This window comes from Ruegeria sp. H4 (assembly GCF_056533065.1).
Map to the genome: position 1 here is coordinate 304,318 of NZ_JBQFOC010000003.1, position 23,372 is coordinate 327,689.

Below are 23,372 nucleotides of genomic sequence, written 5' to 3' on the forward strand. Positions count from 1 at the left end.
AGCTTTGGCATGTGACAGATTCGTGATGTTGACACCGCTTAGCATGGGTCTACCGTCCCGCAAAGGTAACGCAGCGGAGAAAGTGAACATGACTCAGATTGACTACTATTTTGCGACAATTTCGCCCTATAGCTACCTTGCCGGCACCCGACTGGAGGAGGTCGCGGCGAAGCATGGAGCGACGATTAACTACAAACCGCTGGATATCATGGCCTTGTTCGCGCGCACCGGGGGTATTCCGCCGAAAGACAGGCATATCTCTCGCATCGAATACCGCGCGCAAGAGCTGCTGCGGCAGTCCAGAAATCTGGGCATGGATTTCAATCTGCAACCGGCGCATTGGCCCACCAATATGGCACCGTCTTCCTATGCGGTGATCGCGGCGATCAAGGATGGATCAGGCGATGTAGGTAAGCTGTGCCATTCGCTGTTGCGCGCGTGCTGGGCTGAAGAAAGGGATGTGGCACAAGATGATGTGATCCGGTCCTGCCTTTCCGATGCCGGGTTTGACCCGGATCTAGCCAATAGTGGGCTATTGGTTGGGGCAGAAACTTATGCCGCCAATCTGGAAGAGGCCGTAGACCGAGGTGTGTTCGGTGCACCGTTCTATATCACACCAGATGATCAAAGGTTCTGGGGGCAAGACCGATTGGACGACCTCGACCAGCACCTGGCTGAACTGAAAGGGTGACTTTGCCTTCCGAACCACAGCCCTCGATCTATGTCAGACGAATAGGGGAGGGCCCGCGAAAGCTGTTTGCCCTTCATTGCACCATCGCACATTCTGGCGTGTGGTCCGGATTGGCCGCAGCGCTGAGCCAAAAGGTCTGCACTACTGCACCGGATATGCTGTCACATGGTCGTAGTCCGGATTGGGACGGGCAGGGTGATTATTTCGACCTGGTCAGCCGATTGTCTGCTGCAGAGTTGCCTGAACCCACGGATGTGATCGGTCATTCGTTCGGGGCCATGATCGCGCTTCGGCTGGCAATTGCACATCCCGAACGCATTCGTAGTTTGGTTCTGATTGAACCAGTTTTCTTTGCCATTGCAAAACAGGACGCGCACGCTGCTTTTGATCAACATGAGCGGGATGCGTCACCCATTGCTGCGGCCTTTGCCGCAGGCGACAAGACCCTGGCGGCACGGCTGTTCAACCGGATGTGGAGCACACAGAACAGCGCCAAGTGGTCGGATCTGCCTGAACGAACGCGGGCCAGTATGGTTCGGGGCATTGATGCAGTCCCCGCTGTTCATGCGGCGCTTTATGATGACGCGTTTGGGTTGCTCGCCCCTGAAACCCTAAAGCGCGCCTCAATGCCAATCCTGCTGTTGAGCGGGTCCGAAAGTCATCCGGTGATGCCAGCCATTTGCAATGGGCTAAAACAGCGCTTGCCCGACGCAACCCACACCAAAGTGTTTGGCGCAGGGCATATGCTGCCGATTTCACATCCGTTCGAAACAGCGACGCTGCTTGATGAGTTTTGGGAAAGCCGAAGCCCGCTCAAAGCAGATTGAGAAAGCGATCGATATCCTCAGCCCCGATCGACCAGTCGCAAACCAGCCGACAGGCGAGCAACTCGCTCTCATCTTCACCGTCCAGCGTATCACCCCAGAGGTGATAGGCGGCACCCGCCTCGTGCAGGTGCTTGTGCTGCGCGCGTGAGAATGAGGCGAAGATCATATTGGCCTGCGGTTCATGCAAAAACTCGGCCCCTTTTTTACGCAGACCATCGGCCAGCCGGGCTGCGTTTGCATTCGCCTGTCGCGCCAGTTTCAGCCACAGGTCATCATCCAGATAGGCCGCCATCTGGGCAGACAGGTAGCGGTGTTTGGAAAACAGATGCGCCCCGCGTTTGCGGCGCAACTCAAACTCCCACGCCTTGCTTTCGTCAAAGAATACAACAGCCTCGACACCCAACAACCCATTCTTGGTGCCGCCAAAACTGACCGCATCTACGCCAGCTTTCCATGTCATTTCGGCTGGAGAACAGTTCAAAGCAACCAAAGCGTTGGAGAAACGTGCGCCGTCCAGATGCACCGGCAGCTCGAATTCCTTGGCCACGGCGCAGAGCGCTTGCAACTCTTCCAGCGTATAGACCGATCCGCGTTCAGTCACCTGCGTGATCGACACGGGCCCGCGCTGCGGGCCGTGAACGCCGCGTGTTTCCTCTCCAAGGATCGAACCCCGCAACGCTTCGGGCGCCATCTTGTCACCGCCCGGAACAAGCGTCAGCTTGGCTCCGCTGTAGAATTCGGGCGCGTTGCACTCATCCTCGTGAATGTGGGCAACTGGTGAGCAAAAGATCGTCTCCCACGGGTTGGACAAGGTGGCCAGAGCCAGCGAATTCGCCGCCGTCCCGGTTGCCACCAGGTAGACTGCAGCGTTCGGAGACTCGAAGATTTCGCGAATGCGTGCGCGAACCTCATCCATCATCGTGTCCGCCCCATAGGCCATCTGATAGCCCTGATTGGCTTCAGCCAGTTTGGCCAGAACATTGGGATGGACCGGGCCGGAATTGTCAGAGGCAAAGAACATTAAGTTGGCTCCTCAATAATGTGATCTTCCCACTCTTCCAAGGGGGTTTCAAACTCGGAGACAGTGCGCCCCTGAACGGAAACGCCCGCCGCGTGCACGCTGTCCGGCGTGCCGGATATCAGTGGGTGCCAGTCGTACAACCGCTTGCCTTCCCAGAGCAGACGATAGGCGCAGGTTTGTGGCAGCCAATAGGCGTGATCGTCGATGTTGTCGGGCGTCATAACGATACATTCGGGCACAAATTGATGTCGGATATCATATTGCGTGCACCGGCAGCTTTCGTCATCCAGCAATCGGCAAGCAACGCAGGTTAGGGCAACCTCACCACTGTCCTCGTCTTCCAGCTTGTTCAGGCAACATTTGCCGCAGCCGTCGCACAAAGCTTCCCACTCGCGCTGGTTCATCTTGCGCAGGGGTTTGCGTTCCCAGAACCGGGCGGGCAAGCCTGTGCGTTCAATCGGATCTGTGCTCATAGGCTGTCCAGAATGCTGCGCGCCTTTTCGCAATCCGTATCCATTTGCGCGATAAGGGCGTCCAGCCCGTCAAAGGTCAGTTCCGGGCGCAGGAAATCAATCAAACCCACCGACAGAGTCGCCCCGTAGAGATCGCCTGAAAAGTCGAAAAGGAAGGTTTCAATATTGGGAACCTCACCGTTGAACATAGGCCGTACCCCAACCGACGCAGCGCCGTGATAGCTGCCCCGATGCGGGCCATCCAGCACATCGACCAATACGGCATAGACACCGAATTTTGGTGGGTGCAGCCCTTCGATGGACATATTGGCGGTGGGAAAACCCAACTCGCGCCCGCGCTGCTCACCCCCGATCACTTCACCTTCGATCCGGTGCCAGTGGCCGAGCATGGTGGCAGCGTCCCGCGGGTGGCCTTCGCTGAGTGCTGTGCGGATCGCGGTCGAGGATACCACGTTGTCGGAGCGCTCCATCAGCGGTGCGATGGTCACGCCAAATCCCATATCCTGCCCAAAGCGGACCAGATCGTCTGCCGTTCCGCTGCGCCCTTTGCCAAAGCAGAAATCGGCGCCGACAACGACATGCGACAGGCCGAGGCCATCGCAGATCACATTGCGGGCAAACTCCTCGGGTGAAAGACCAGCGAGTGCAGCGTTGAAGGGCAGTTCATACAGTTTCTCCACGCCCATCTTTTCCAGCCGGTGCGCCCGCGCATTCCCGCGCATCAGCCGGAAGGGCTGTGTGTCGGGGGCAAAATACTCACGCGGATGTGGCTCGAACGTCAAAACACCCAGCGGCGCATCAGGGGCCGCGTTGCGGGCCAGCGCGATGACGGACTGATGCCCAAGGTGCACGCCATCAAAATTCCCGATCGCCACGCTCGCGCCGCGATCTTTTGGCTCAACAAACTGGAAGTCTCGGATGATCTGCATGCGAAGTGGGTACTGTTCATCCCAGCTATGTTCAAGCACCTCATCCGAGTGGTTGAAAAATTCCTGCTAGGAACGCTGCGGGTCTTTCTGACTAGTCAGAGCGTCGGAGCGCTTCAGCCTTGCCCTAATGTACTTGGCGGCTGACCGGAAATGACTGGGTCCTGCTGCCTCAGCCCAACGGCCTGTTGTCCAGTTGTTCTTCGCCCCTTTCATAGGGCCATCATAAAGTTCGGCGTTTGAACAGGATTGCAAGAATGCATCCAGCTTTTCCGCGGCGTGATCCAAAGCCACCAGGGCATCTTCCCAAGAGATGTGTGACTGTTGCTGACGCAGTTCAGCATTGTAGCGGCGCAGATCGTTCCATTTGTAGCCCTCTGCCGGAAAATACACTGTCTTTCCGGCCTGACCATCGGTGTACCAACCCAAGAACAACTCGATCCAATGTGCCCTATGCGCGATTACATCCTTGATGGATGTATCCTCATCATCCTTGCGCAGTGCACCGGCCGCCGAAATAGGGGCGATCAGTGTCTTCAGTTTCAGGAACTCTTTCTGCGTAATGCTTAGCAATTCTTCTTTGCTTGTTGCGGCCATAGATAACCCCTATTGCGAAACCTGTGGATTGCGCAGAGGCTATCGGTTTTGCATCTGAGGCGAATGACACAGATCAACTGTGCTCAACGGCATCTTAGAAAATAGTGCTGATCAGTCGAATTTACGCGACGGGGCCAGCACCATGGCTTCGCCGATCAGAACCTTCTTCCCGTCGACCGAGCAATGACAATCCAGCTTGACGCGGCGCTTGGAGAATTCGATGTCGATCACTTTGACCTCGGCATAGACCATATCGCCGGGACGCACCGGGGCCAGGAACTTCAGCGACTGGCCCATGTAAACTGTGCCATGGCCCGGCAGCTGCTCGCCAATCACGGCCGAGATCAGACCCGCTGTTAGCATCCCATGTGCAATACGGCCCTCAAAGATCGTATCGCGCGCATAGTCATCATCCAGATGCACCGGGTTCCGGTCGGTGGACACCTGAGCAAACATCTCGATATCTTCGTCTGTCACCACTTTGCGCAGGTGACGGGTCATGCCCATTTCGATGTCTTCGATACAGATCGTTCCGCGTGGAAGATTATCCAACATGTTGCCCTCACTCGACATCGACCGTGAAACAAAAATCCACTGATCGCCCTAAGATGGCAACTTTATTACTTCGCAGATGCAGAAAATCAAGCCCAAAATTTCTATCTCAAACGGCCAATCGTGTAGGTTGGGTTGATCTTTTCTTTTTGAATATAGCCAGTTAGGGATTCTTCGTGCGGATGATGTGTTGTTTTTGTTTCAGCTGCGGCCAAACCGCCCGAGATAAACAGCGTATCGATTCCCTCACCCATGCCGCCCAGAATGTCGGTGTGGGGGCCATCACCAATGGCCAGGATGTCTCCATCGGGAATGTCCGCGCCCAGTTCCTGTAGCCTGCGACGGGCCAGATCGTAGATCGGGGGATGAGGTTTGCCAAAATAGAGACTTTCGCCACCCATTTCAGTGTAAAGCTTCGCCAGGGCCCCTGCGCACCACTCGCGCACCTCACCCCGATCCACCACGATATCTGGGTTCGCACAGAGCAGTTTCATTCCCATTTGCTTGGCATATAGGAAATCCGCGCGGTTCACATCCGGGTCCGCCATGGGATCAAAGGGCCCGCAACATACGATCCCTTCAGCCTGATCCAGCGGAACGCGGTCGATATGGATCGGATGATCCAACAGTTTCAACGGTTCGAAAAAACCAGCGTCGCGTTCCCATTCTCCCATGAAATAGACCTTGTGCCCAACAACACCGCGGAACATGGCAGACCGAGCAGAATCTCCGCTGGTCGCGATGGTGTCATAGGCATCGTCTGGCACGTTGAACTGCGCCAATTGCGAGGCAACCCCGGCCCGTGGTTTGGGCGAGTTGGTTACCAGAACGACCAAACCGCCCGCCGCGCGATAGGATTGCAACGCAGCCACCGCTTCGGGAAACGCCGTAATACCGTTGTGGACGCATCCCCAGAGGTCAACAAACAGCGCCTTGTAACGGTCCGAAATCTCGGTCAGTGAGGAGATGATCTGGGTCATAGGCTCTCTTTCAGCGATGGGGCGCGGGTTGCCTAGGCTATGGCAGACAGAAACAGGTTTTGCCAGAGGGGGGGCGCTGCCCCCGCCGCCCTTTGGGCGACTCCCCCGGGATATTTGCGGCCAGATGAAGCAGGGATCCAATCTTCATCTGGCTCTAAATATCCCGGAGCGCGAGGCAGAGCCTCGCAAAAAGAAGAAAGGCGCCCAATTGAGCGCCTTGGTATCTCAGGTTGTCTGCGATCAAACTTTCAGATTTGGGATGATCTGCTTTTTGCGGCTCATGACGCCGGGCAAGACCACGATGTCTCCTTCAACGGCAGCGTCAAAGCTCTTTTCGGCAACGCTTTTGACCAGATCGTTGGGCACCAGCAAGGTGGCTTCTTCGTTCAGGATATCAACGACGAACAACAGCACCTGATCGACGCCGTCTTCCTTGGCGACATCTACCATCGAAGCGGCCAGGCTGTCTTTGCGGTCCAGCACAACTCCGGGCGCTGTTGTTTCCAGAACCGAGACGCGAAACTTGGTGCCGTCAACTTCGTATTCCTTGCTATCCATGCGGATCAACTCGGCGTCCGAGAAAGACGAAACATCCGATTTTGCTGCGAACATATCGGCCGCATAGGCCGAGACATCCAAGCCCAGTTCCGCAGCCAGTTTCTCGGCCACGGCGCGGTCATGCGCAGTGGTGGTGGGTGAGCGGAATTCCAGTGTGTCCGACAGGATGCAGGTCAGCGCGGCACCTTTGACGGCGTCTGGCATCTTGGCCGCGTCGTCACCGATCAGGTCGACCATGATCGTCGCGGTACACGCAAGCGGGCGCACGGTGATGTCGATCGGGCCTTTGGTTTCCAGACCGCCAACCAGCTTATGGTGGTCGATGATCGCGCGGATATCGGCGTTGTTGACGCATGCGGGCAGTTCGGCCGGGTTGTTGGTGTCGACGATGACAACTGGTGCGTCTGCCTCCACATCCGAGATGATGCGCGGTTTGGGCAGGTCCCAACGCTGCAGCATAAAGGCAGCCTCGGTGTTGGGTTCGCCCAGCAAGACGGGCTCGGCCTGTTCGCCTTTGATTTCGTTCAAATACCAGGACCACAGGATCGGTGAGCCTGTGGAATCGGTGTCCGGAGATTTGTGGCCAAATACAAGGGTTGTCATGATTGTATCCTGAGGATTGTAATTTTGCGCGCCTTATAGGTTGGTCCAAACCAATTGTCACCAAGAGCTTCGCGCATGCGACGGTTCGTCTGACGCGTGTTGGGTAGAGACCGAATGGCTAAAAGGGTGCGGGGGTCAGCGTGTATCCGGCCTGTTCCAGCAAGGCCAATAGCCCGAAATCATCACCCAGGTGGCCAGCGCCCACCGCGATGACGGCGGTCTGGTTCTGAATGCTCAGGATGTGCTCCATCCAATTGGCATTACGTTCTATCAGCATCTTATCTTCGAACCGGTCCCATTCCGCTGCGTATTCGGTTTCAGACAATCCCGAAGCCTCAAGCCCCTGTAGCCGTGCAAGTTGCAGAATCTGGGCATGCTTTTCTTCTAGATAGGCGTTGGCAATCGTGGTCAGGTGATTGGCGTCGCTTTGCAACGCACCGGTCATCCGAACCAGTGATTCCACCTGATCTTGCATCGGAAGATCGTCAAACATGGTCATAAGGTCTTCGACCCGTTCAAGGGAATGCTGCGGGATGTCATGGGCCTCGGCCAGATCGGTCAGCCGCGCATCCATTCCATATTTGGCATCTGGGCTCTGCATCAGGCAGGGCGGGATGCCCAGCATCATACTGAGAAACCAGGGGCGCATCTTTGCCGCCATCCAGCTGGGGATGCCACGTTCCGCTAGTGTGTTGGATAAATTCGCCCAGTCTTCAGCGCTCATCAGGTCGATCAGTGTGGGCCCTGAGGTGATCATGACCGGGCTGAGATCCTGTGCGAGACCTTGTTCAAATGTTTTCATCTCGGCCTGAGTGACCTCGAAGTAAAAGGCATCGGCCTGGCTGAGGGCAGGGGCCAGGCGTTCAACCACCGCATCCATGCGAGGATCATTGGTATGGAGCGTTCCGATCAGGTGCAGCGTGGTGTCCCCTTTGCGGGCAACCCAATGGTTGCCTTCCGCATAGGGAATGTTGGCGAGGGATTGATCCAGGCGGTCCTGCTGTGCGGTAGACATCAGCGGGCGCAGGTCGTGCCCTTCGCAGGTGGCGTGTACCGCAGCGGGCAGCAGCATAAATCCGATCAGGGCCAACAGGCGCATGTGCGATCCTCCGGGATGGGTCAGGCAAGGACTTAGTCATGCAAATGCAGCATATTCAAGGCGACGCATCTGGTATTTCTGTCGGAAACCCATAGCATCGGGTCATGGAGCGCGAGCAGGATCTTTATCCCCCGATCAAGGCGTTGTTGGAGCGTCAGGGTTATACCGTGAAGGGCGAAGTGGGCCCGGCGGATATCATGGCGGTGCGCGACGGATCTGACCCCGTGATTGTCGAGCTGAAATTGCGGTTTTCTCTGGCCTTGTTTCATCAGGCCATTGCGCGGCTAAAGATCACCGATCAGGTCTATATCGGGGTGTGCAAGCCAAAGGGACGCACCGCACGGCGGGCACTGAAGGACAATCTGGCGATGTGCCGTCGTCTGGGTCTGGGGCTGATCACTGTTCGTGCCGATGGCGCGGTCGAAGTGCAGTGTGATCCCGGGCTCTACGCGCCGCGAAAGAACAAGGTCAAAGCAGCGCGCATGCTGCGGGAATTTGATCGACTGGAGGGTGATCCCAACGCTGGTGGTGCGACTCGGTACGGGATTGTGACTGCATATCGGCAGGACGCACTAAAATGCGCCGCGCATCTGGCAGAGCACGGCGCAACCAAAGGTTCTGAGGTTGCGGTTGCGACCGGTGTTTCTGTCGCCACACGCTTGATGCGTGAAAACCATTATGGCTGGTTCGATAAGGTTGAGACAGGTGTTTATGGCCTGTCCTCTGCGGGTGAAGAGGGGCTGAAGCACTGGGCATATAGCTGGGAAGATGCGGATGAAATCTAGCCACGCGGATGGGCTTATTCACTCAGCATGCGCTTCGATCTCGGCGATCATTGCGCGGCCAATATCGGAAATCACAGCGTTGCGTTTTGCAAAGGATGCGTTTGTTTCGGTGAGATAGATGGCCGTCAGATAGGTGCGTGGCTCTGGGGTTTGGAGAAAAGCGATGATCGCGCGGCTACCGTGGCCGCCAGCGCCGGTCTTGTCCCCGATTGTCCAACCTTCTGGGACATGAGGGCGGATGAGTTCGTCGGCGACCTGATCTTCGATCATCCATTGCCTGAGTTGAGCGGCGGAGGCTGGTGAAAGGCGCGTGCCATCCAGCAGCCGTTCCAACGTCTCCAAAATCGCCCGGGGCGTTGTTGTATCGCGTGGATCACCTGGTGTGGCTTGGTTCAGCGCGGTTTCCCAGCGATCAAGGCGGGTGATGGTGTCGCCTGTAGTCCGCAGAAAGCCGGTTAGTTCACTGGGTCCGCCCAATCGCTGCAACAACAGGTTGGCTGCGGTGTTGTCGCTGATCGTTATGGTTGCTTTGCACAGGTCTCGCACGGTCATGCCGGTTTCTACGTGCTTACTGGTGACAGGCGAGTAGTCGACGAGGTCAGATGATTGATAGGTAACGCGTTCCGATAACGCTTGGGTACCTGTGTCGACCCCTGCCAAAATCGCGCCGCACAAAAGAGGTTTGAATGTGCTGGACATCGCAAACCGTTCATCCGCGCGATAGGCAACCTCCAATCCGCTGTCGACCTCGTACAGCAGCACCCCAATCCGTGCGTCAAGTTCGCGCTCCCATGCCTTAACAGTATCAGTCAGGCTCTGCGCTTGAACCGGCGTGGCCGGACCTGTGGTCACATAAGTCAAAAGTAGTAGACCGACAGCAAGAAATTGAAATCTGCGCATCGAATTTGCCCCATATTGTTTTTGTCGTGGCCTACCTATGCAGCTGGTCTTCGCAAACAACCACATGACCGATCAGGTTTGGCCAAAAAATTTCGCTTCAACTTGTTGACTCGCTTCTTTCGACACCCTAGCTATGCCGCGTTATCACTCGAACCCACTGAGTGCTAACGCCTCACCGACAGGTGAGGGGAGGATAGATAAACTTTGAGCCCAAGGAGCTACAAAGATGGCATTGAAACCGCTTCATGACCGTGTGCTGGTTCGCCGTACCGAAAGCGACGAAAAAACCGCAGGCGGACTGATCATTCCCGACAGTGCAAAAGAAAAGCCCAGTGAAGGCGAAGTCGTTGCGACCGGCGAAGGCGCCCGCAAAGACAGCGGCGAGCTGATCGCAATGGCGGTCAAAGCTGGCGACAAGATCCTGTTCGGCAAATGGTCGGGCACCGAGGTTCAGGTCGACGGCGAAGAGCTGCTGATGATGAAAGAAAGCGACATCATGGGGATCATCGAGTAAGCGCTTGCTTCACTCTGATCTTCATCTCAATAGATTTTCTCAAGGAGAGACAACATGTCTGCAAAGGACGTCAAATTTGACACCGATGCCCGTAACCGCATGCTGGCCGGTGTGAACATCCTGGCCGATGCTGTCAAAGTGACCCTGGGCCCCAAAGGCCGCAACGTGGTGCTGGACAAATCCTTCGGCGCACCGCGCATCACCAAAGACGGTGTTTCGGTTGCCAAGGAAATCGAACTGGAAGACAAGTTCGAAAACATGGGCGCGCAGATGGTGAAAGAAGTCGCCAGCCGCACCAATGACGAAGCCGGTGACGGCACCACCACTGCAACCGTTCTGGCTCAGTCCATCGTCAAAGAAGGCCTGAAGCAGGTTGCTGCCGGCCTGAACCCGATGGACCTGAAGCGCGGCATCGACCTGGCAACGGCCAAAGTTGTTGAAGGCATCAAAGCTGCTTCGCGTGAAGTCAAAGACTCGGCAGAAGTTGCTCAGGTTGGCACCATCTCGGCCAATGGCGAAGCTGAAATCGGCAGCCAGATCGCAGACGCGATGCAGAAGGTTGGCAACGAGGGCGTTATCACCGTCGAAGAAAACAAAGGCCTGGAAACCGAGACCGATGTTGTCGAAGGTATGCAGTTCGACCGTGGCTACCTGTCACCTTACTTCGTCACCAACGCAGACAAGATGATCGCAGAACTCGACGACTGCATGATCCTGCTGCACGAAAAGAAACTGTCCTCGCTGCAGCCAATGGTTCCGCTGCTCGAGCAGGTGATTCAGTCGCAGAAGCCGCTGCTGATCATTGCTGAGGATGTTGAAGGCGAAGCGCTGGCAACTCTGGTTGTCAACAAACTGCGCGGCGGCCTGAAAATTGCTGCTGTCAAAGCACCGGGTTTCGGCGATCGCCGCAAAGCCATGCTGCAAGACATCGCGATCCTGACCGGCGGTCAGGTCATCAGCGAAGATCTGGGCATGAAGCTCGAGTCTGTCAGCATGGACATGCTGGGCACCGCCAAGAAGATCGAGATCACCAAAGACGAAACCACCATCGTTGACGGTGCTGGCGAGAAAGCTGAGATCGAAGCACGCGTTGGCCAGATCCGCACTCAGATCGAAGAAACCACCAGCGACTACGACCGTGAGAAGCTGCAAGAGCGCGTTGCCAAACTGGCAGGCGGTGTTGCTGTTATCCGCGTCGGCGGCATGACCGAAGTTGAAGTGAAAGAGCGTAAGGACCGTGTGGACGATGCTCTGAACGCAACACGCGCTGCTGTACAAGAAGGCGTCGTCGTGGGCGGCGGTGTTGCTCTGGTTCAGGCCGGTAAAGCACTGGAAGCTCTGAAAGGTGCAAACGCCGATCAGGACGCTGGCATCAACATCGTTCGCAAGGCCATCGAAGCGCCGCTGCGCCAGATCGCCGAGAACGCAGGTGTTGACGGTGCGGTTGTTGCGGGCAAAGTCCGTGAATCTTCGGACGCGGCATTTGGCTTCAACGCTCAGACCGAAGAATATGGCGACATGTTCTCGTTCGGTGTGATCGACCCTGCCAAAGTTGTCCGGACCGCTCTGGAAGACGCGGCATCGGTTGCTGGCCTGCTGGTCACCACCGAAGCGATGGTTGCTGACAAGCCCGCCAAAGAGGGCGCGGCCCCTGGCGGCGGTATGCCCGACATGGGCGGCATGGGCGGCATGATGTAAGCTGCTTAGGCCTTAGTGCTTATCGACGGGGTCGCCTTCGGGCGGCCCCGTTTCGTTTTGAATGCCCGCTTTGCGGACATGCCTCCGGCGGAGGTATTTTTGAACAGAAGAAGCTGCGGTGCGTTTGCAGGAATGTGAGTGTGCAAAGCTGACAGAAGCAGGTATGCGATTGGGATGAAGTTGTTTTTGCTGACCGCCCTGACCATGTGCGCCTTTGCGGCGAATTCGATCCTGAACCGGCTGGCGATTGACAGTGGTGCCAGCGATCCTGCCAGCTTTGCAGTTGTACGCGTTCTGGCTGGCGCGGTGGTTCTGAGCCTATTGGTGTGGGGGCGCAAGGGTGGAATGCCGCTGCGTTCTAGGCGGCGGGTTCTGGGGGCAGGGTCCCTATCCTTGTACATGATTGGGTTTTCGGTGGCCTATTTGACGCTGGATGCGGGTCTTGGGGCGCTGATCCTGTTCGGGGTTGTGCAGATATCCATGTTTGTGATTGGCGCATTGACTGGGACGACACCCACAGGACGCCAAATTGCAGGTGCTGCGGTCGCTTTGGGCGGCTTGACCTTTGTACTATGGCCGACCGAGGCGGTTCAGGTAGACGCAGCGGGAGCTGCGCTGATGGTCGCCGCTGGTTTTGGTTGGGCGATCTATTCTTTGGTCGGACGGTCCGAGTCAGACGCCTTGGCCGGGACAGCGGCGAACTTTGTTGTCGCGCTTCCCGTAACGACGTTGGCACTGGTTTTCTTGGGGGGCGACTGGCAGATCAATGTAACCGGATGTGCGTTGGCTATTTTGTCAGGCGGGGTCACGTCGGGCCTGGGATATGCGCTTTGGTATCGGGTCTTGCCGCAACTCGCGCCCTCGGTTGCCGCGGTGGTTCAGTTGAGTGTGCCGGTGATCGCGATTGTCGGCGGCGTGGTCCTGTTGGGTGAAGTTGCAGGCGCGCGGCTGTTGGCCGGGGCAGCTTTGGTACTGGGTGGCATTGCCCTGGCCGTTCTGCGCCGGACCCAAGGGTAGGTCTTCCCTCAGACCTTCATTGGCATTATTGGGCGGTCATGAGAATTCTGTTTGCCCTCATTTTCCTGTGCCTGCCTGCGGCGGCCAGCGCCAAATGTGTCATCCTGTTGCATGGGCTGGCGCGGACTGAGGCGTCGTTCTCGGTGATGGAGCAGTTGTTCAAGGCGCATGGCTACACCGTCATACGCCCTGGCTATCCGTCGACAGATATGGGCATTCCCGAACTGGCTGAACAGACACTGCCCGATGCGGTTGCAGCCTGTGGCGAAGATATAGCTAACGTTGTCGCGCATTCCATGGGCGGTATCCTGTTGCGGTATTGGCTTCAGGATAACAGGCCTGAAAACCTAGGCCGCGTCGTCATGTTAGGCCCGCCTAATCAAGGCAGCCAACTTGTTGATGAGCTCAGCGCTTGGGAAGTGTTTGGGTATCTGAACGGACCCGCGGGATTGCAGCTTGGCACTGGATCTGAAGGCATCCCAAGGAAGCTGCCTGCGGTGGATTTCGAACTGGGCGTGATCGCAGGTGAGAATTCGTTGAACCCAGTGTTTTCTTCACTGATCGATGGGCGGGACGATGGTAAGGTTTCAGTCCGAACCACCAAGGTGGATGGCATGGCGGATCATATCGTTCTGCCGGTGACGCACACGTTCATGATGAACAATCCGCGCGTGATGGCGCAGGCCCTGCATTTCATCGAGTTCGGCCAATTTGATCCGCAGATCACTTGGCTGGATGGGGTCACTGACATCATTGACGAGATTTGCATCGGGCAGGATTGCTCTGAACCAGAGTCGGAGCCAACCAGATGACAACGCTGGAACTGACGCTGTGCAACGCCGAAGTGCTGTTGCCGTGTGCAGGGCTGACACAGGAGCCAGTTGCAATAGCTGATGGGCAGGTGCAGGCGTCACGCGCGGGTCGAGAGATTGACCTGACCGGTTATATGGTTCTTCCGGGAATCATCGACCTGCATGGTGACGGTTTCGAACGTCACATCGCCCCGCGCCGGGGGGCCATGAAGCAAATGAACGAAGGCATTTTGTCGGTCGAGGCAGAGCTGGCGGCAAACGGGATCACCACCGGAGTACTGGCACAATTCTACAGCTGGGAAGGCGGCGTGCGCGGCCCCGAATTTGCTGCGCAGGTCTTTGACGCGATTGCTGCGGTTAAGAACAGCATTGTCACCGACTTGATCCCTCAGCTAAGGTTCGAAACCCATATGCTGGACGACTATGGGAACCTGGTTGCGCGGATCAGAGACTGGCAGGTTCCTTACGTGGTCTTTAATGACCACCTGCCGCATGATCGCCTTGCGCAGGGCAAGAAACCGCCGCGCCTGACCGGACAGGCACTGAAAGCGGGACGTAATCCAGACGCTCATTTCCAGATGCTGCTCGAGATGCATGCCCGCCGAGAAGAGGTTCCCGCTGCGATCGAAACGCTGTGCGTTGAGCTAGTGGGGCTGGGTGTTCGCCTCGGCAGCCACGATGACGCGACCGCTGAAATCCGGGGCTGGTGGCGGGATCGTGGCATTCACATCTCTGAATTCCCCGAAACACTTGAGGCGGCTGAGGCTGCGCGTTCAGCAGGCGATCACATTATTCTCGGCTCACCCAATGTGGTCCGGGGCGGGTCACACAAAGGAAATGCCAGCGCGGTTGAACTGATTGCCATGGGTCTGTGTGACGCTTTGGCGTCTGACTATCACTACCCCAGCCCGCGCCGTGCGGCGTTGATGCTGGCCAAAAGCGGCGTTCAGGATTTGGCTGCCGCCTGGGATTTGATCTCCTCCGGCCCCGCGCGTGTTCTGGGTCTTGAAGACCGTGGCACGTTAGAGCCGGGCAAACGCGCTGACCTTGTCATTCTGGATCGGAAGACCCTCCGCGTCGCCGCTACGCTGGCCGGAGGGCGCATCAGTTACATGTCCGGAGACATCGCGGCCCGGTTCATCTCTTGAACCCGGCCCCCTTCTCTTGTTCACAAATACCTCCGCCGGAGGCATCACGCGCTAGCGTGATTTCTATTCGCGCGCGATCCGGTTGAAATGTCCCATCTTCCGGCCTGCCTTTACTTCGGCCTTACCGTAGAGATGCAGGGCGACGTCCCGTTCCTGAGCCAGCTCAAGTACGCGGTCCATATCGGCACCGATCAGGTTCTCCATCACCACATCCGAATGCCGCTGCCCATCACCTAAGGGCCAGCCAGCCACAGCGCGGATATGTTGTTCAAACTGATCGACGGCGCAACCATTCTGCGTCCAATGGCCCGAGTTATGAACGCGCGGCGCGATCTCATTCACGATCAAACCCTTGGGCGTCACAAACAGCTCGACCCCCATTACTCCAACATAGTCGAGCGCATTCAGGATATTGGCGGCCAGCAGGATCGCATCTGTGCGCTGCGCCGGACGTAGGCGGGCAGGTACTGTGGTCGTGTGCAGGATGCCGTCCCGATGCACGTTCTCGCCCGGATCGAAACATGCGACCTGACCGTCCAGCCCGCGCGCGGCAATAATGGACACCTCATGGCTGAAATCAACGAACCCTTCCAGGATCGAGGGCGCGCCGTTCATGTCCGCCAACGCGGCGCTGGCATCCTCGGGTGTCCGCAAACGCGCCTGGCCTTTGCCGTCGTAACCGAACCGGCGGGTTTTCAGTATGGCCGGGGTTCCGATCTGATCAATTGCGGCCTCAAGGCTGCTCAGATCTGACACATCCGCAAAAGGCGCCGTGTTCAGAGCCAAATCTTGCAAGAACCGCTTTTCGGTCAGCCGATCCTGACTGACGCGCAAGGCTTCGCGTCCAGGGCGAATAGGGCGGTGCGCTTCCAGGGTATCCAGCGCCTCGGTCGGGATGTTCTCGAACTCATAGGTGATGACATCGACCGACTCTGCAAAGGCCCTCAGCGCCTCGGCATCATCATATGCCGCCGTTGTCACCCGATCTGCGACCTGACCGGCAGGTGGGTTCGCGCCGGGCTCGTAGATATGGCTGACAAAGCCCAGCCGCGCCGCCGCGACTGACAGCATGCGGCCCAACTGACCACCGCCCAGAATTCCAATCGTTGCACCGGGGGCCAGCATCTGTGTCATCATCAGGTCTCCAACCGTTTGCCGATCGCGGCCAGGGCTGCTTTCAGCGCGTCATGTGCCCTGCCTGACCGTAGCGCATCGGTCATCTGCAGGCTTAGCGTTCCGTCCGTGGCCAGCGCATCGCGCTCAACCGCAAGTCGCCCCGCTTTGCCCTTTTCCATCGCAGAAAGAAAGCCCGAGATCAGCTGTGTCGTATAAAATTCTGCACCGTCTGCATTTCCGGTTTGATCGGCCAACCAATCTGCTCCGGTCGCCATCAAATCCAGCATCCCAGGAACCATGGCGCAGATCGCGAAATGGGCGTTCAACGCGGCCTCGTCTGCAACCTTGATCACCGGGTTTTCCGGTTCGAAGAGATCGGCCAACAGGCGATCATTGCCAAGGGCGGCCAATGGGCAACCACCGGTTGCCAGAAAACCCAGCGGGATGGTCTGCACGAAATCCGACGCAGGCGCACAGAGCTTTGCCAATTGATCTGTCGAAACGGCGGCCATTACAGAAACAATCTGTTGATCCGCGCGAAAGATCAGAGGTGTTAGAACATCAGCGGCCACCTGTGGGCGCAGACACAAAAACACGATGTCCGATGCGTCGACAACGGATTGTGCATCCGCGACGGTTACACCCAGTTCTGATTTGAGTTGCCCGGATACCTCTGTATTGCGTGTCGTGACCCAGATGTCATGACCTTTGGCCGCCAGAAAGCGCACCATTGGGGCCGCGATATGGCCGGTTCCGACAAAGCCGATCCGGCTCATCCTTCGGGTTCTTCTGCGATAGAGGCTGACAGTGCCGCGCGCCATGCGTCCAGCCGCATGGCCAACGCGTCATCTTGCAGTGCCAGAATCCCTGCGGCCATCAGCCCTGCATTTGCACCACCGGCTGATCCGATGGCCATGGTGGCAACCGGGAAACCCTTGGGCATCTGCACAATGGAATACAGCGAATCAACCCCGGACAGCGCCCGTGTCTGCACAGGAACTCCAATCACCGGCACCCGCGTTTTCGAGGCCATCATGCCCGGCAGATGCGCCGCGCCGCCTGCGCCTGCGATGATCACGTTCAGGCCGCGCTCGACAGCAGTTTTGCCATACTCCCACAGACGATCTGGCGTGCGGTGGGCTGAAACAATGCGTTTTTCGTAAGATACGCCCAACTCATCCAGAATATCGGCGGCCTCTTTCATGGTGGGCCAGTCCGACTGGCTGCCCATGATGATCCCGACATTGACGTTGCTCATCCGCTTGATCCCCGCCCGTTAGCAGCGCGCGCAATATATCCAAATCCGCCTTCGTGGCAATGCGTTAGGCTTGGATCAGGCGATGATGTCCGGCGTCAGGCGATCCTCGATAAGGCGGATGATGTCCTTCAGGCGCAGTTTTTCCTTTTTCAGCCGCCGCAAGGTCAGCTGATCTGCCGTGCCGCGGTCATGCAGTGCTTCGATGGCTTCGTCCAGATCACGGTGCTGCCGCCGGAAAACCTCAAGCTCAACCCGCAAAACGTCATCGGTTTTCATCGAAAGATCGGTGGGCGCGTTCATTGGCGACTCGGGCTGGTTGTGGTGCTTACTCAACAAGATAGTGTGTCAGACGTTATCACGCCAGACCTTGTGGACATCCTGGATTCTTCCCATATTCTATAGTGCGCGGTTGCCAGAACGGGGCCGCACCACACGTCGCTTTGGCAATAAAGGACGAGAAAACGTGTCAAAACTTACTCTTGGCTCATACCCGCATCTTTTGGGGTTCGAGCAGTTGGAACGCCTTTTGGAACGGTCTGCAAAGGCCGGCAATGAAGGGTACCCGCCCTACAATATCGAACAGACGTCGGATTTTTCGTACCGGATTACTCTGGCTGTGGCCGGGTTTGCCGAAGAAGACTTGTCGATCACCATCGAGGATCGCCAACTTGTGATCCGTGGCCGTCAGCGTGACGATAGCGAGGGGCGCATCTTCCTGCACCGTGGCATCGCGGCGCGCCAGTTTCAGCGCATGTTCGTGCTGGCCGATGGTGTCGAGGTGGGCGAGGCGATCATGGAGAACGGTCTGCTGCATGTGGATCTAACCCGCGCCGTGCCGGAAACCGTGGTGCAGACAATCAACATACGGAAGGGGTAAGAGCAATGAATACACCGATTGAAATCAACACCGAAGGCGACCGTATCGTTTATGTCAAAACGGTCGAGGTTGCCGATCTGCCAAGCGATCTGCAGGATCAGGCAGGTGATCTGGATCAGCTTTATGCCGTGCACGATTCCGATGGTCAGCAATTGGCGCTAGTCGCCGACCGCAAGCTGGCCTTTGTTCTGGCGCGACAGCATGATCTGTCTCCGGTGGCCGTTCACTGAGGGCCCCCTTTACGCCTGATTTGCGCGTGACAATCCCAATGACACGCGCGATGGTTTGAAACCGGCGAACCCCGCCGTTTTTTCCTGTGTTCGGAGGCCGCGTGATGAGCTGGTTTGACTTTGATTGGGTGGATGCCTTCAGTGACCGCGCCTTTGGAGGCAACGGATGCGCCGTTGTCCACGATGGCGCGGTTCTGCCAGCGGATGTTTGCATGGCCTATGTCCGCGAGACCTCACTGGTGGAATGCACCTTCACCGGGCCATCTGATGTTGCCGATATTCAGGTGCGGTATTTTCTGGCCAGTCGCGAGATACCCTTTGCCGGACATCCGACAATCGCAACAGTGGCTGCGATGCGGTCGCGTGGTTTGATCTCGGGCGATGCTCTGACACTTGAAACAGGTGCGGGGCTTGTGGCGATCAAGTTGAATGGGGACGAGATCGAGATGACCCAGGTCGCGCCAGAGTTCGGTGCGTATGTACCTGCTGACCTCGTTGCCACGACCATCGGGGTGCCAGAAAGTGCCATTGTATCTCCGCCTCAGTTCGTTTCAACCGGGCTGCCCTTTTGCATAACGGTTCTGCGAGATCACGAGGCGTTGCGCGCAGCACGGCTTGATGTAGGGCCATTGCGCAAAGTTGCCGCCGCTGCCGGGTTTTCCGGTTCGGACATGGCCGAGCCGTTTCTGGTGACCTTGCAGGGTGCAACGCCTCAGGGCGATACATTCTCGCGTCTCTTGCTGGCCCCTCCCAGCCCGCCCGAGGACCCGTTTACCGGATCAGCGACTGGTGCGATGGCCGCCTATCTTTGGAAACACGGGTTGATGGCAAAAGACAGTTTCATCGCAGAGCAGGGGCATGACATGGGCCGCCCCGGTCAGGCGACCGTAACCCGCGTTGGGCCATCTGAGGCGATGACCGGAATCAAGGTCGCAGGGCGTGGACATGTGCTGATGCGCGGACAGGTGGACTTGCCCGATCAGATGTGACCGCATTTTGGGTTCAGCCAAAAGAAAAGCCCCGGTCTAGGCGGGGGCTTTTTGTATTCTGGTATGTTACCCGGCGATCAGGCCCATGCTTTCCAGTTTTAGCAGGACCTGGTGGGCGCAATTGTCGACCTCGACATTCTCGGTCTCGACGCTCAGTTCAGGGTTTTGGGGAACGTCGTAAGGATCTGAGATCCCGGTGAATTCCTTGATCTTACCTTCGCGGGCCAGCTTATAGAGCCCCTTACGGTCGCGGCGTTCGCATTCCTCGATACTGGTCGCCACATGGACCTCGCAGAAGGCACCGAACTGCTCGATCTCTTCGCGCACGGCGCGACGGGTAGTGGCATAGGGCGCAATCGGCGCGCAGATGGCGATGCCACCGTTTTTGGTGATCTCAGACGCGACATACCCGATGCGGCGAATGTTCAGGTCGCGGTGCTCTTTCGAGAAGCCCAGTTCCGAAGACAAATTCTTCCGCACGATGTCACCATCCAGCAGGGTTACCGGGCGGCCACCCATCTCCATCAGCTTGACCATCAACGCGTTGGCAATGGTGGATTTTCCGCTCCCTGAGAAACCTGTGAAGAACACGGTAAAGCCCTGCTGGCTGCGCGGCGGCTTGGTCTTGCGCAGTTCTGTGACAACTTCGGGGAAGCTGAACCATTCTGGGATTTCAAGCCCCTCGGACAAGCGGCGGCGCAACTCGGTGCCCGAGATGTTCAGGATGGTGACATTATCCTTATCCAGAATCTCGTCATTTGGTTCGTACTGGGCGCGTTCCTGCACATAGACCATATGTTTGAAGTCGACCATTTCGATGCCGATTTCATCCTGGTGTTTGCGGAACAGGTCCTGTGCGTCATAAGGCCCATAGAAATCCTCACCAGCCGAGTTTTTGCCAGGCCCTGCATGGTCGCGCCCGACGATGAAGTGGGTGCAGCCGTGGTTTGCGCGGATCAGGCCGTGCCACACTGCCTCACGCGGGCCAGCCATGCGCATGGCCAGGTTCAGCAGGCTCATCGACGTGGTCGAGGCCGGGTATTTGTCCAGCACCGCCTCATAGCAGCGGACGCGGGTGAAGTGATCGACGTCGCCCGGCTTGGTCATGCCGACAACCGGATGGATCAGCAGGTTTGCCTGCGCTTCCTTGGCGGCGCGGAAGGTCAGTTCCTGGTGCGCGCGGTGCAGGGGGTTGCGTGTCTGGAAGGCCACGATGCGGCGCCAGCCCAGCTTGCGGAAATAGGCGCGCAGTTCATTCGGTGTATCCCGACGGGCGCGGAAATCATAGTGCACCGGCTGCTGGATGCCGACAACGGGACCGCCCAAATAGACCTTGCCAGCCGCGTTGTGCAGGTAGTTAACCGCAGGGTGTGCATCGTCATCAGCGCCAAAGACTTTCTCGGCCTCACGCGACTTGTCCGGTGTCCATCGGTCGGTCACAGTCATGGTGCCAAGGATCACGCCCTCCTGATCGCGCAGGGCGATATCCTGGCCCAGCTCAATCCCTTGGGCAAAGTCTTCGTTAACGTCCAGCGTGATGGGCATGGGCCACAAGGTGCCATCGGCCAAGCGCATGTTCTCGACGACGTTGTCATAGTCGGCTTCGCTCAGGAAACCTTTGAGCGGGTTGAACCCGCCGTTCATCAACAGCTCCAGATCGCAGATCTGGCGCGGGCTCAGGTCCCAGCTTGTCAGATCGGCGGCTTCAACTTTCAACTTCTGGGCCGAGTCATACGATACATACAGTTCGGGGATCGGAGCCAGATTACTTAACATCGTCATCAGAATACTCTTGTCACAGTGTAAATTTGCCGGTGATTCTCGGCCGTTTCGAGGCGGATTTGCCCCGACTCTTACCCGAAGTCCACCACCGTCGCGAAACAAAGGACGATATGCGCTGATTTCCCCGGAAATGGAAGGATTTTCCCGTACACAATACCAAAGGCGACCGTGGTTCTGTTTCGGTAGCGCGATGCAATCAGGCAGAGGATGCTTGTTCTTCTCTGGTGGTGAGGTCGCTTAGCTCTGCGGCACGTGTAACAGGCACGGCGGGAACCGGTTCGGTCACGCCACGTAGCTGGAACAATTGGATCTGCTCGGGATTGATTGCCACTTCTGCCGCTTGCAGCAATTCCTTCGACACCAGCAGTTCGACCCCAAGTGCTTTGGTCTCGCTTTCAAGGCGGCTGGCGACATTGACAGCATCGCCGATAATGGTGTGCGATGCGTGCCCTGCGGCGCCGATTTCACCCAGCACCAGATCACCTAGATGCAGGCCCATTCCGATACGAATGCCCGGGCTTCCTTCGGCTGCGAGGCGTTGGTTGAAACCTTCCAGAGCAAGGCTGATTTCAATCGCAGCGTCTAGCCCTGATTTGGCAGAGACGGCGGCGTTGGCTTTGTTAAACACGGCCAACAACCCATCACCCATGTATTTGTCGACTACGCCGCCCGCATCGGTGATGGCCGGGACTATGGCGTCAAAGAACCGGTTCAACAGAAAGACGATGTCGTAAGGAAGCTGCCCGGTCGTACGCGCCGTAAAACCCCGCATGTCCAAAAACAGCACGGCCAATTGCCGTTCTTGTCCTTGGCTGGCATGCCCTCGATTCCGCTCGCCATCCGGGCGAAAGACGCGAAACACAGTTAGAGGATCGGTTGGGCGGATTTGGCAGGCGAGTCGGGTTTGGGGCGAGGCACCCACCGCAGCCAGGCTGCGGGCCTCGACCTCACTGGGGGCATCCAGCCCTTCGCTGCCATCTTCGACAATGACACGGCATGTGGTGCAACGCCCCTTGCCTCCGCACAGCGCCGTGTGTGGGATGCCGTTGGCTTGAGATATTTCAAGCAATGTCATGCCTTTTTCTGCAACCACATCCGGGCCTTGCGCATAGGCGATCCGCACCGAATGCCTGCGACGCCAAAGCTTGCGGCCCAGAAAGAAGACCCCGCATGCGCCGAGCGTGATCAGAAAGCCCAGAACGGCGTTGTTCTTCATAGTAAGCAGGACGCCGAAGGTTTCAGGCGATGGCCAGTTATAGTGCTCAATGTATTGCTCACGCAGAAACTCATCTGCGAAATCCACCCAGATGCGCCGGCCCTCAGTTAAGACACCGGCCAATGCGAAAGAGGGCACAAAAACAGCTACGCCGATCAGATAGGGAACGGTTTTTGACCACCAACTGGTCAGGCGCAGCCACATATGAAGGCCGATACAGCCATGTATCCAGACGATCAGCAGCAGCAGGCTTTGCATCCAGATGGCTGAGCTGGGCCACATCAGTATGATGATGTACCCCATCTCATCGTTGACGTCGAACACCTCATGCGCGATGCGGGTATGCACGATGTGCGAAATCAATTGCAGCGGGATCAATAACCCCAGCACAATCTGCAATGCTGAACTGAACGGCATCCGCAATGTTCTGCGCTGGATGACCGAGATCACCGCAAGGGCCGCGTGAAGGATCAGCGCGGCATAGAACAGCAGGCTGACGGCATTGTGTCGGGTGATCGCCTTGCGACCATCCTGCATCCCGTGCAGATAGTCGGTGTGAAACAGGCCCAGCCCGATATTGATAAAGTGAAAAAACGCGAAAACAAACAGGATCAGGCCGCTGCCAATCCGTAGCTGGGCTGCCCACCCGCCGCGCCAAAGTGCGTTATCCAATGCCGGTACCCGCGAATGCTTCGTTAGGGTG

The 23,372-nt window shown here is 57.5% G+C and carries 26 protein-coding genes; 11 read left to right on the top strand and 15 right to left on the bottom strand.

The features are described from left to right. Positions 1-88 precede the first annotated feature (88 nt). Together ACR0KG_RS17705 and ACR0KG_RS17710 are read left to right on the top strand one after the other, a co-directional pair. Entirely contained in the window at positions 89-691 is a 603-nt protein-coding gene (locus tag ACR0KG_RS17705; protein ID WP_480828001.1) for a DsbA family protein, read from the top strand. After that, complete coding sequence (locus ACR0KG_RS17710) at positions 688-1,518, top strand: alpha/beta fold hydrolase (protein WP_480828002.1); 831 nt, start codon at positions 688-690, stop codon at positions 1,516-1,518. Before ACR0KG_RS17705 ends, ACR0KG_RS17710 begins: the two co-directional genes overlap by 4 nt. On the opposite strand, the gene ACR0KG_RS17715 is transcribed toward ACR0KG_RS17710, so the two are convergent. The 8 genes from ACR0KG_RS17715 to ACR0KG_RS17750 all read right to left on the bottom strand — a co-directional run bounded on the left by ACR0KG_RS17715 (position 1,505) and on the right by ACR0KG_RS17750 (position 8,327). Then, positions 1,505-2,539: a threonine aldolase family protein gene (locus ACR0KG_RS17715; RefSeq protein WP_480828003.1), complete on the bottom strand. Its 1,035-nt coding sequence runs from the start codon at positions 2,537-2,539 to the stop codon at positions 1,505-1,507. The genes ACR0KG_RS17710 and ACR0KG_RS17715 overlap by 14 nt on opposite strands. Beyond that, positions 2,539-3,012, bottom strand: a complete 474-nt coding sequence (locus ACR0KG_RS17720; protein WP_480828004.1) for a YcgN family cysteine cluster protein — start codon at positions 3,010-3,012, stop codon at positions 2,539-2,541. Before ACR0KG_RS17720 ends, ACR0KG_RS17715 begins: the two co-directional genes overlap by 1 nt. After that, the gene (locus tag ACR0KG_RS17725; RefSeq protein WP_480828005.1) at positions 3,009-3,941 is read right to left on the bottom strand and encodes a bifunctional riboflavin kinase/FAD synthetase; all 933 of its coding nucleotides are present in this window, start codon (positions 3,939-3,941) and stop codon (positions 3,009-3,011) included. The genes ACR0KG_RS17720 and ACR0KG_RS17725 overlap by 4 nt, the downstream gene beginning before the upstream one ends. A gap of 66 nt (positions 3,942-4,007) precedes the next feature. Beyond that, positions 4,008-4,535 (bottom strand): ClbS/DfsB family four-helix bundle protein, encoded by a 528-nt coding sequence (locus ACR0KG_RS17730; protein WP_480828006.1) that lies wholly within the window; start codon positions 4,533-4,535, stop codon positions 4,008-4,010. A 111-nt stretch (positions 4,536-4,646) separates the two neighbouring features. After that, positions 4,647-5,090, bottom strand: a complete 444-nt coding sequence (locus ACR0KG_RS17735) for a MaoC family dehydratase (protein WP_480828007.1) — start codon at positions 5,088-5,090, stop codon at positions 4,647-4,649. A 101-nt stretch (positions 5,091-5,191) separates the two neighbouring features. After that, the gene (locus tag ACR0KG_RS17740; protein WP_480828008.1) at positions 5,192-6,067 is read right to left on the bottom strand and encodes a TIGR01459 family HAD-type hydrolase; all 876 of its coding nucleotides are present in this window, start codon (positions 6,065-6,067) and stop codon (positions 5,192-5,194) included. A gap of 240 nt (positions 6,068-6,307) precedes the next feature. Further along, positions 6,308-7,228, bottom strand: coding sequence for a manganese-dependent inorganic pyrophosphatase (locus ACR0KG_RS17745; RefSeq protein ID WP_480828009.1), 921 nt, complete (start codon positions 7,226-7,228; stop codon positions 6,308-6,310). A gap of 118 nt (positions 7,229-7,346) precedes the next feature. Beyond that, complete coding sequence (locus tag ACR0KG_RS17750) at positions 7,347-8,327, bottom strand: TraB/GumN family protein (RefSeq protein WP_480828010.1); 981 nt, start codon at positions 8,325-8,327, stop codon at positions 7,347-7,349. Positions 8,328-8,431: 104 nt separating this feature from the next. Between ACR0KG_RS17750 and ACR0KG_RS17755 the strand changes: the two genes are divergently transcribed. Further along, positions 8,432-9,112: a DUF2161 domain-containing phosphodiesterase gene (locus ACR0KG_RS17755; RefSeq protein WP_480548826.1), complete on the top strand. Its 681-nt coding sequence runs from the start codon at positions 8,432-8,434 to the stop codon at positions 9,110-9,112. A gap of 18 nt (positions 9,113-9,130) precedes the next feature. Here the strand turns inward: ACR0KG_RS17755 and bla are convergent, their stop codons facing one another. Further along, the gene (gene bla / locus ACR0KG_RS17760; protein ID WP_480548828.1) at positions 9,131-10,012 is read right to left on the bottom strand and encodes a class A beta-lactamase; all 882 of its coding nucleotides are present in this window, start codon (positions 10,010-10,012) and stop codon (positions 9,131-9,133) included. Between the two features lie 226 nt (positions 10,013-10,238). Here bla and groES point away from each other — a divergent pair, with 226 nt between their 5' ends. The 5 genes from groES (at position 10,239) to ACR0KG_RS17785 (ending at position 15,201) form a co-directional block, all read left to right on the top strand. Then, complete coding sequence (gene groES / locus ACR0KG_RS17765; RefSeq protein WP_170536247.1) at positions 10,239-10,526, top strand: co-chaperone GroES; 288 nt, start codon at positions 10,239-10,241, stop codon at positions 10,524-10,526. A 54-nt stretch (positions 10,527-10,580) separates the two neighbouring features. Further along, positions 10,581-12,224: a chaperonin GroEL gene (gene groL / locus ACR0KG_RS17770; RefSeq protein WP_480548830.1), complete on the top strand. Its 1,644-nt coding sequence runs from the start codon at positions 10,581-10,583 to the stop codon at positions 12,222-12,224. Positions 12,225-12,398: 174 nt separating this feature from the next. Next, a complete protein-coding gene (locus ACR0KG_RS17775) occupies positions 12,399-13,241 on the top strand; it encodes a DMT family transporter (RefSeq protein WP_480548832.1) in 843 nt (280 codons plus the stop codon). Positions 13,242-13,279: 38 nt separating this feature from the next. Beyond that, positions 13,280-14,053: an alpha/beta fold hydrolase gene (locus tag ACR0KG_RS17780; protein WP_480828011.1), complete on the top strand. Its 774-nt coding sequence runs from the start codon at positions 13,280-13,282 to the stop codon at positions 14,051-14,053. Further along, positions 14,050-15,201 (top strand): alpha-D-ribose 1-methylphosphonate 5-triphosphate diphosphatase, encoded by a 1,152-nt coding sequence (locus ACR0KG_RS17785; protein WP_480828012.1) that lies wholly within the window; start codon positions 14,050-14,052, stop codon positions 15,199-15,201. The genes ACR0KG_RS17780 and ACR0KG_RS17785 overlap by 4 nt, the downstream gene beginning before the upstream one ends. A gap of 63 nt (positions 15,202-15,264) precedes the next feature. Here ACR0KG_RS17785 and ACR0KG_RS17790 read toward each other — a convergent pair whose 3' ends face one another. The 4 genes from ACR0KG_RS17790 to ACR0KG_RS17805 form a co-directional block, all read right to left on the bottom strand. Further along, entirely contained in the window at positions 15,265-16,335 is a 1,071-nt protein-coding gene (locus ACR0KG_RS17790; RefSeq protein ID WP_480828051.1) for a 5-(carboxyamino)imidazole ribonucleotide synthase, read from the bottom strand. 2 nt (positions 16,336-16,337) lie between these two features. Next, a complete protein-coding gene (locus ACR0KG_RS17795) occupies positions 16,338-17,138 on the bottom strand; it encodes an NAD(P)-binding domain-containing protein (protein WP_480828013.1) in 801 nt (266 codons plus the stop codon). Next, a complete protein-coding gene (gene purE / locus ACR0KG_RS17800; protein WP_480828014.1) occupies positions 17,090-17,575 on the bottom strand; it encodes a 5-(carboxyamino)imidazole ribonucleotide mutase in 486 nt (161 codons plus the stop codon). The genes ACR0KG_RS17795 and purE overlap by 49 nt, the downstream gene beginning before the upstream one ends. 75 nt (positions 17,576-17,650) lie before the next feature. After that, the gene (locus ACR0KG_RS17805; RefSeq protein ID WP_170536261.1) at positions 17,651-17,875 is read right to left on the bottom strand and encodes a YdcH family protein; all 225 of its coding nucleotides are present in this window, start codon (positions 17,873-17,875) and stop codon (positions 17,651-17,653) included. Between the two features lie 163 nt (positions 17,876-18,038). Here ACR0KG_RS17805 and ACR0KG_RS17810 point away from each other — a divergent pair, with 163 nt between their 5' ends. The 3 genes from ACR0KG_RS17810 to ACR0KG_RS17820 all read left to right on the top strand — a co-directional run bounded on the left by ACR0KG_RS17810 (position 18,039) and on the right by ACR0KG_RS17820 (position 19,671). Further along, positions 18,039-18,452, top strand: coding sequence for an Hsp20 family protein (locus ACR0KG_RS17810; protein ID WP_058275530.1), 414 nt, complete (start codon positions 18,039-18,041; stop codon positions 18,450-18,452). Positions 18,453-18,457: 5 nt separating this feature from the next. Continuing rightward, entirely contained in the window at positions 18,458-18,682 is a 225-nt protein-coding gene (locus tag ACR0KG_RS17815; RefSeq protein ID WP_170536263.1) for a DUF1150 family protein, read from the top strand. A 104-nt stretch (positions 18,683-18,786) separates the two neighbouring features. Further along, complete coding sequence (locus tag ACR0KG_RS17820; RefSeq protein ID WP_480828015.1) at positions 18,787-19,671, top strand: PhzF family phenazine biosynthesis protein; 885 nt, start codon at positions 18,787-18,789, stop codon at positions 19,669-19,671. A 66-nt stretch (positions 19,672-19,737) separates the two neighbouring features. Here ACR0KG_RS17820 and ACR0KG_RS17825 read toward each other — a convergent pair whose 3' ends face one another. Together ACR0KG_RS17825 and ACR0KG_RS17830 are read right to left on the bottom strand one after the other, a co-directional pair. Continuing rightward, a complete protein-coding gene (locus ACR0KG_RS17825; RefSeq protein WP_480544198.1) occupies positions 19,738-21,453 on the bottom strand; it encodes a bifunctional sulfate adenylyltransferase/adenylylsulfate kinase in 1,716 nt (571 codons plus the stop codon). 196 nt (positions 21,454-21,649) lie between these two features. Further along, positions 21,650-23,341, bottom strand: a complete 1,692-nt coding sequence (locus tag ACR0KG_RS17830) for an adenylate/guanylate cyclase domain-containing protein (RefSeq protein WP_480548843.1) — start codon at positions 23,339-23,341, stop codon at positions 21,650-21,652. Positions 23,342-23,372 lie beyond the last annotated feature (31 nt).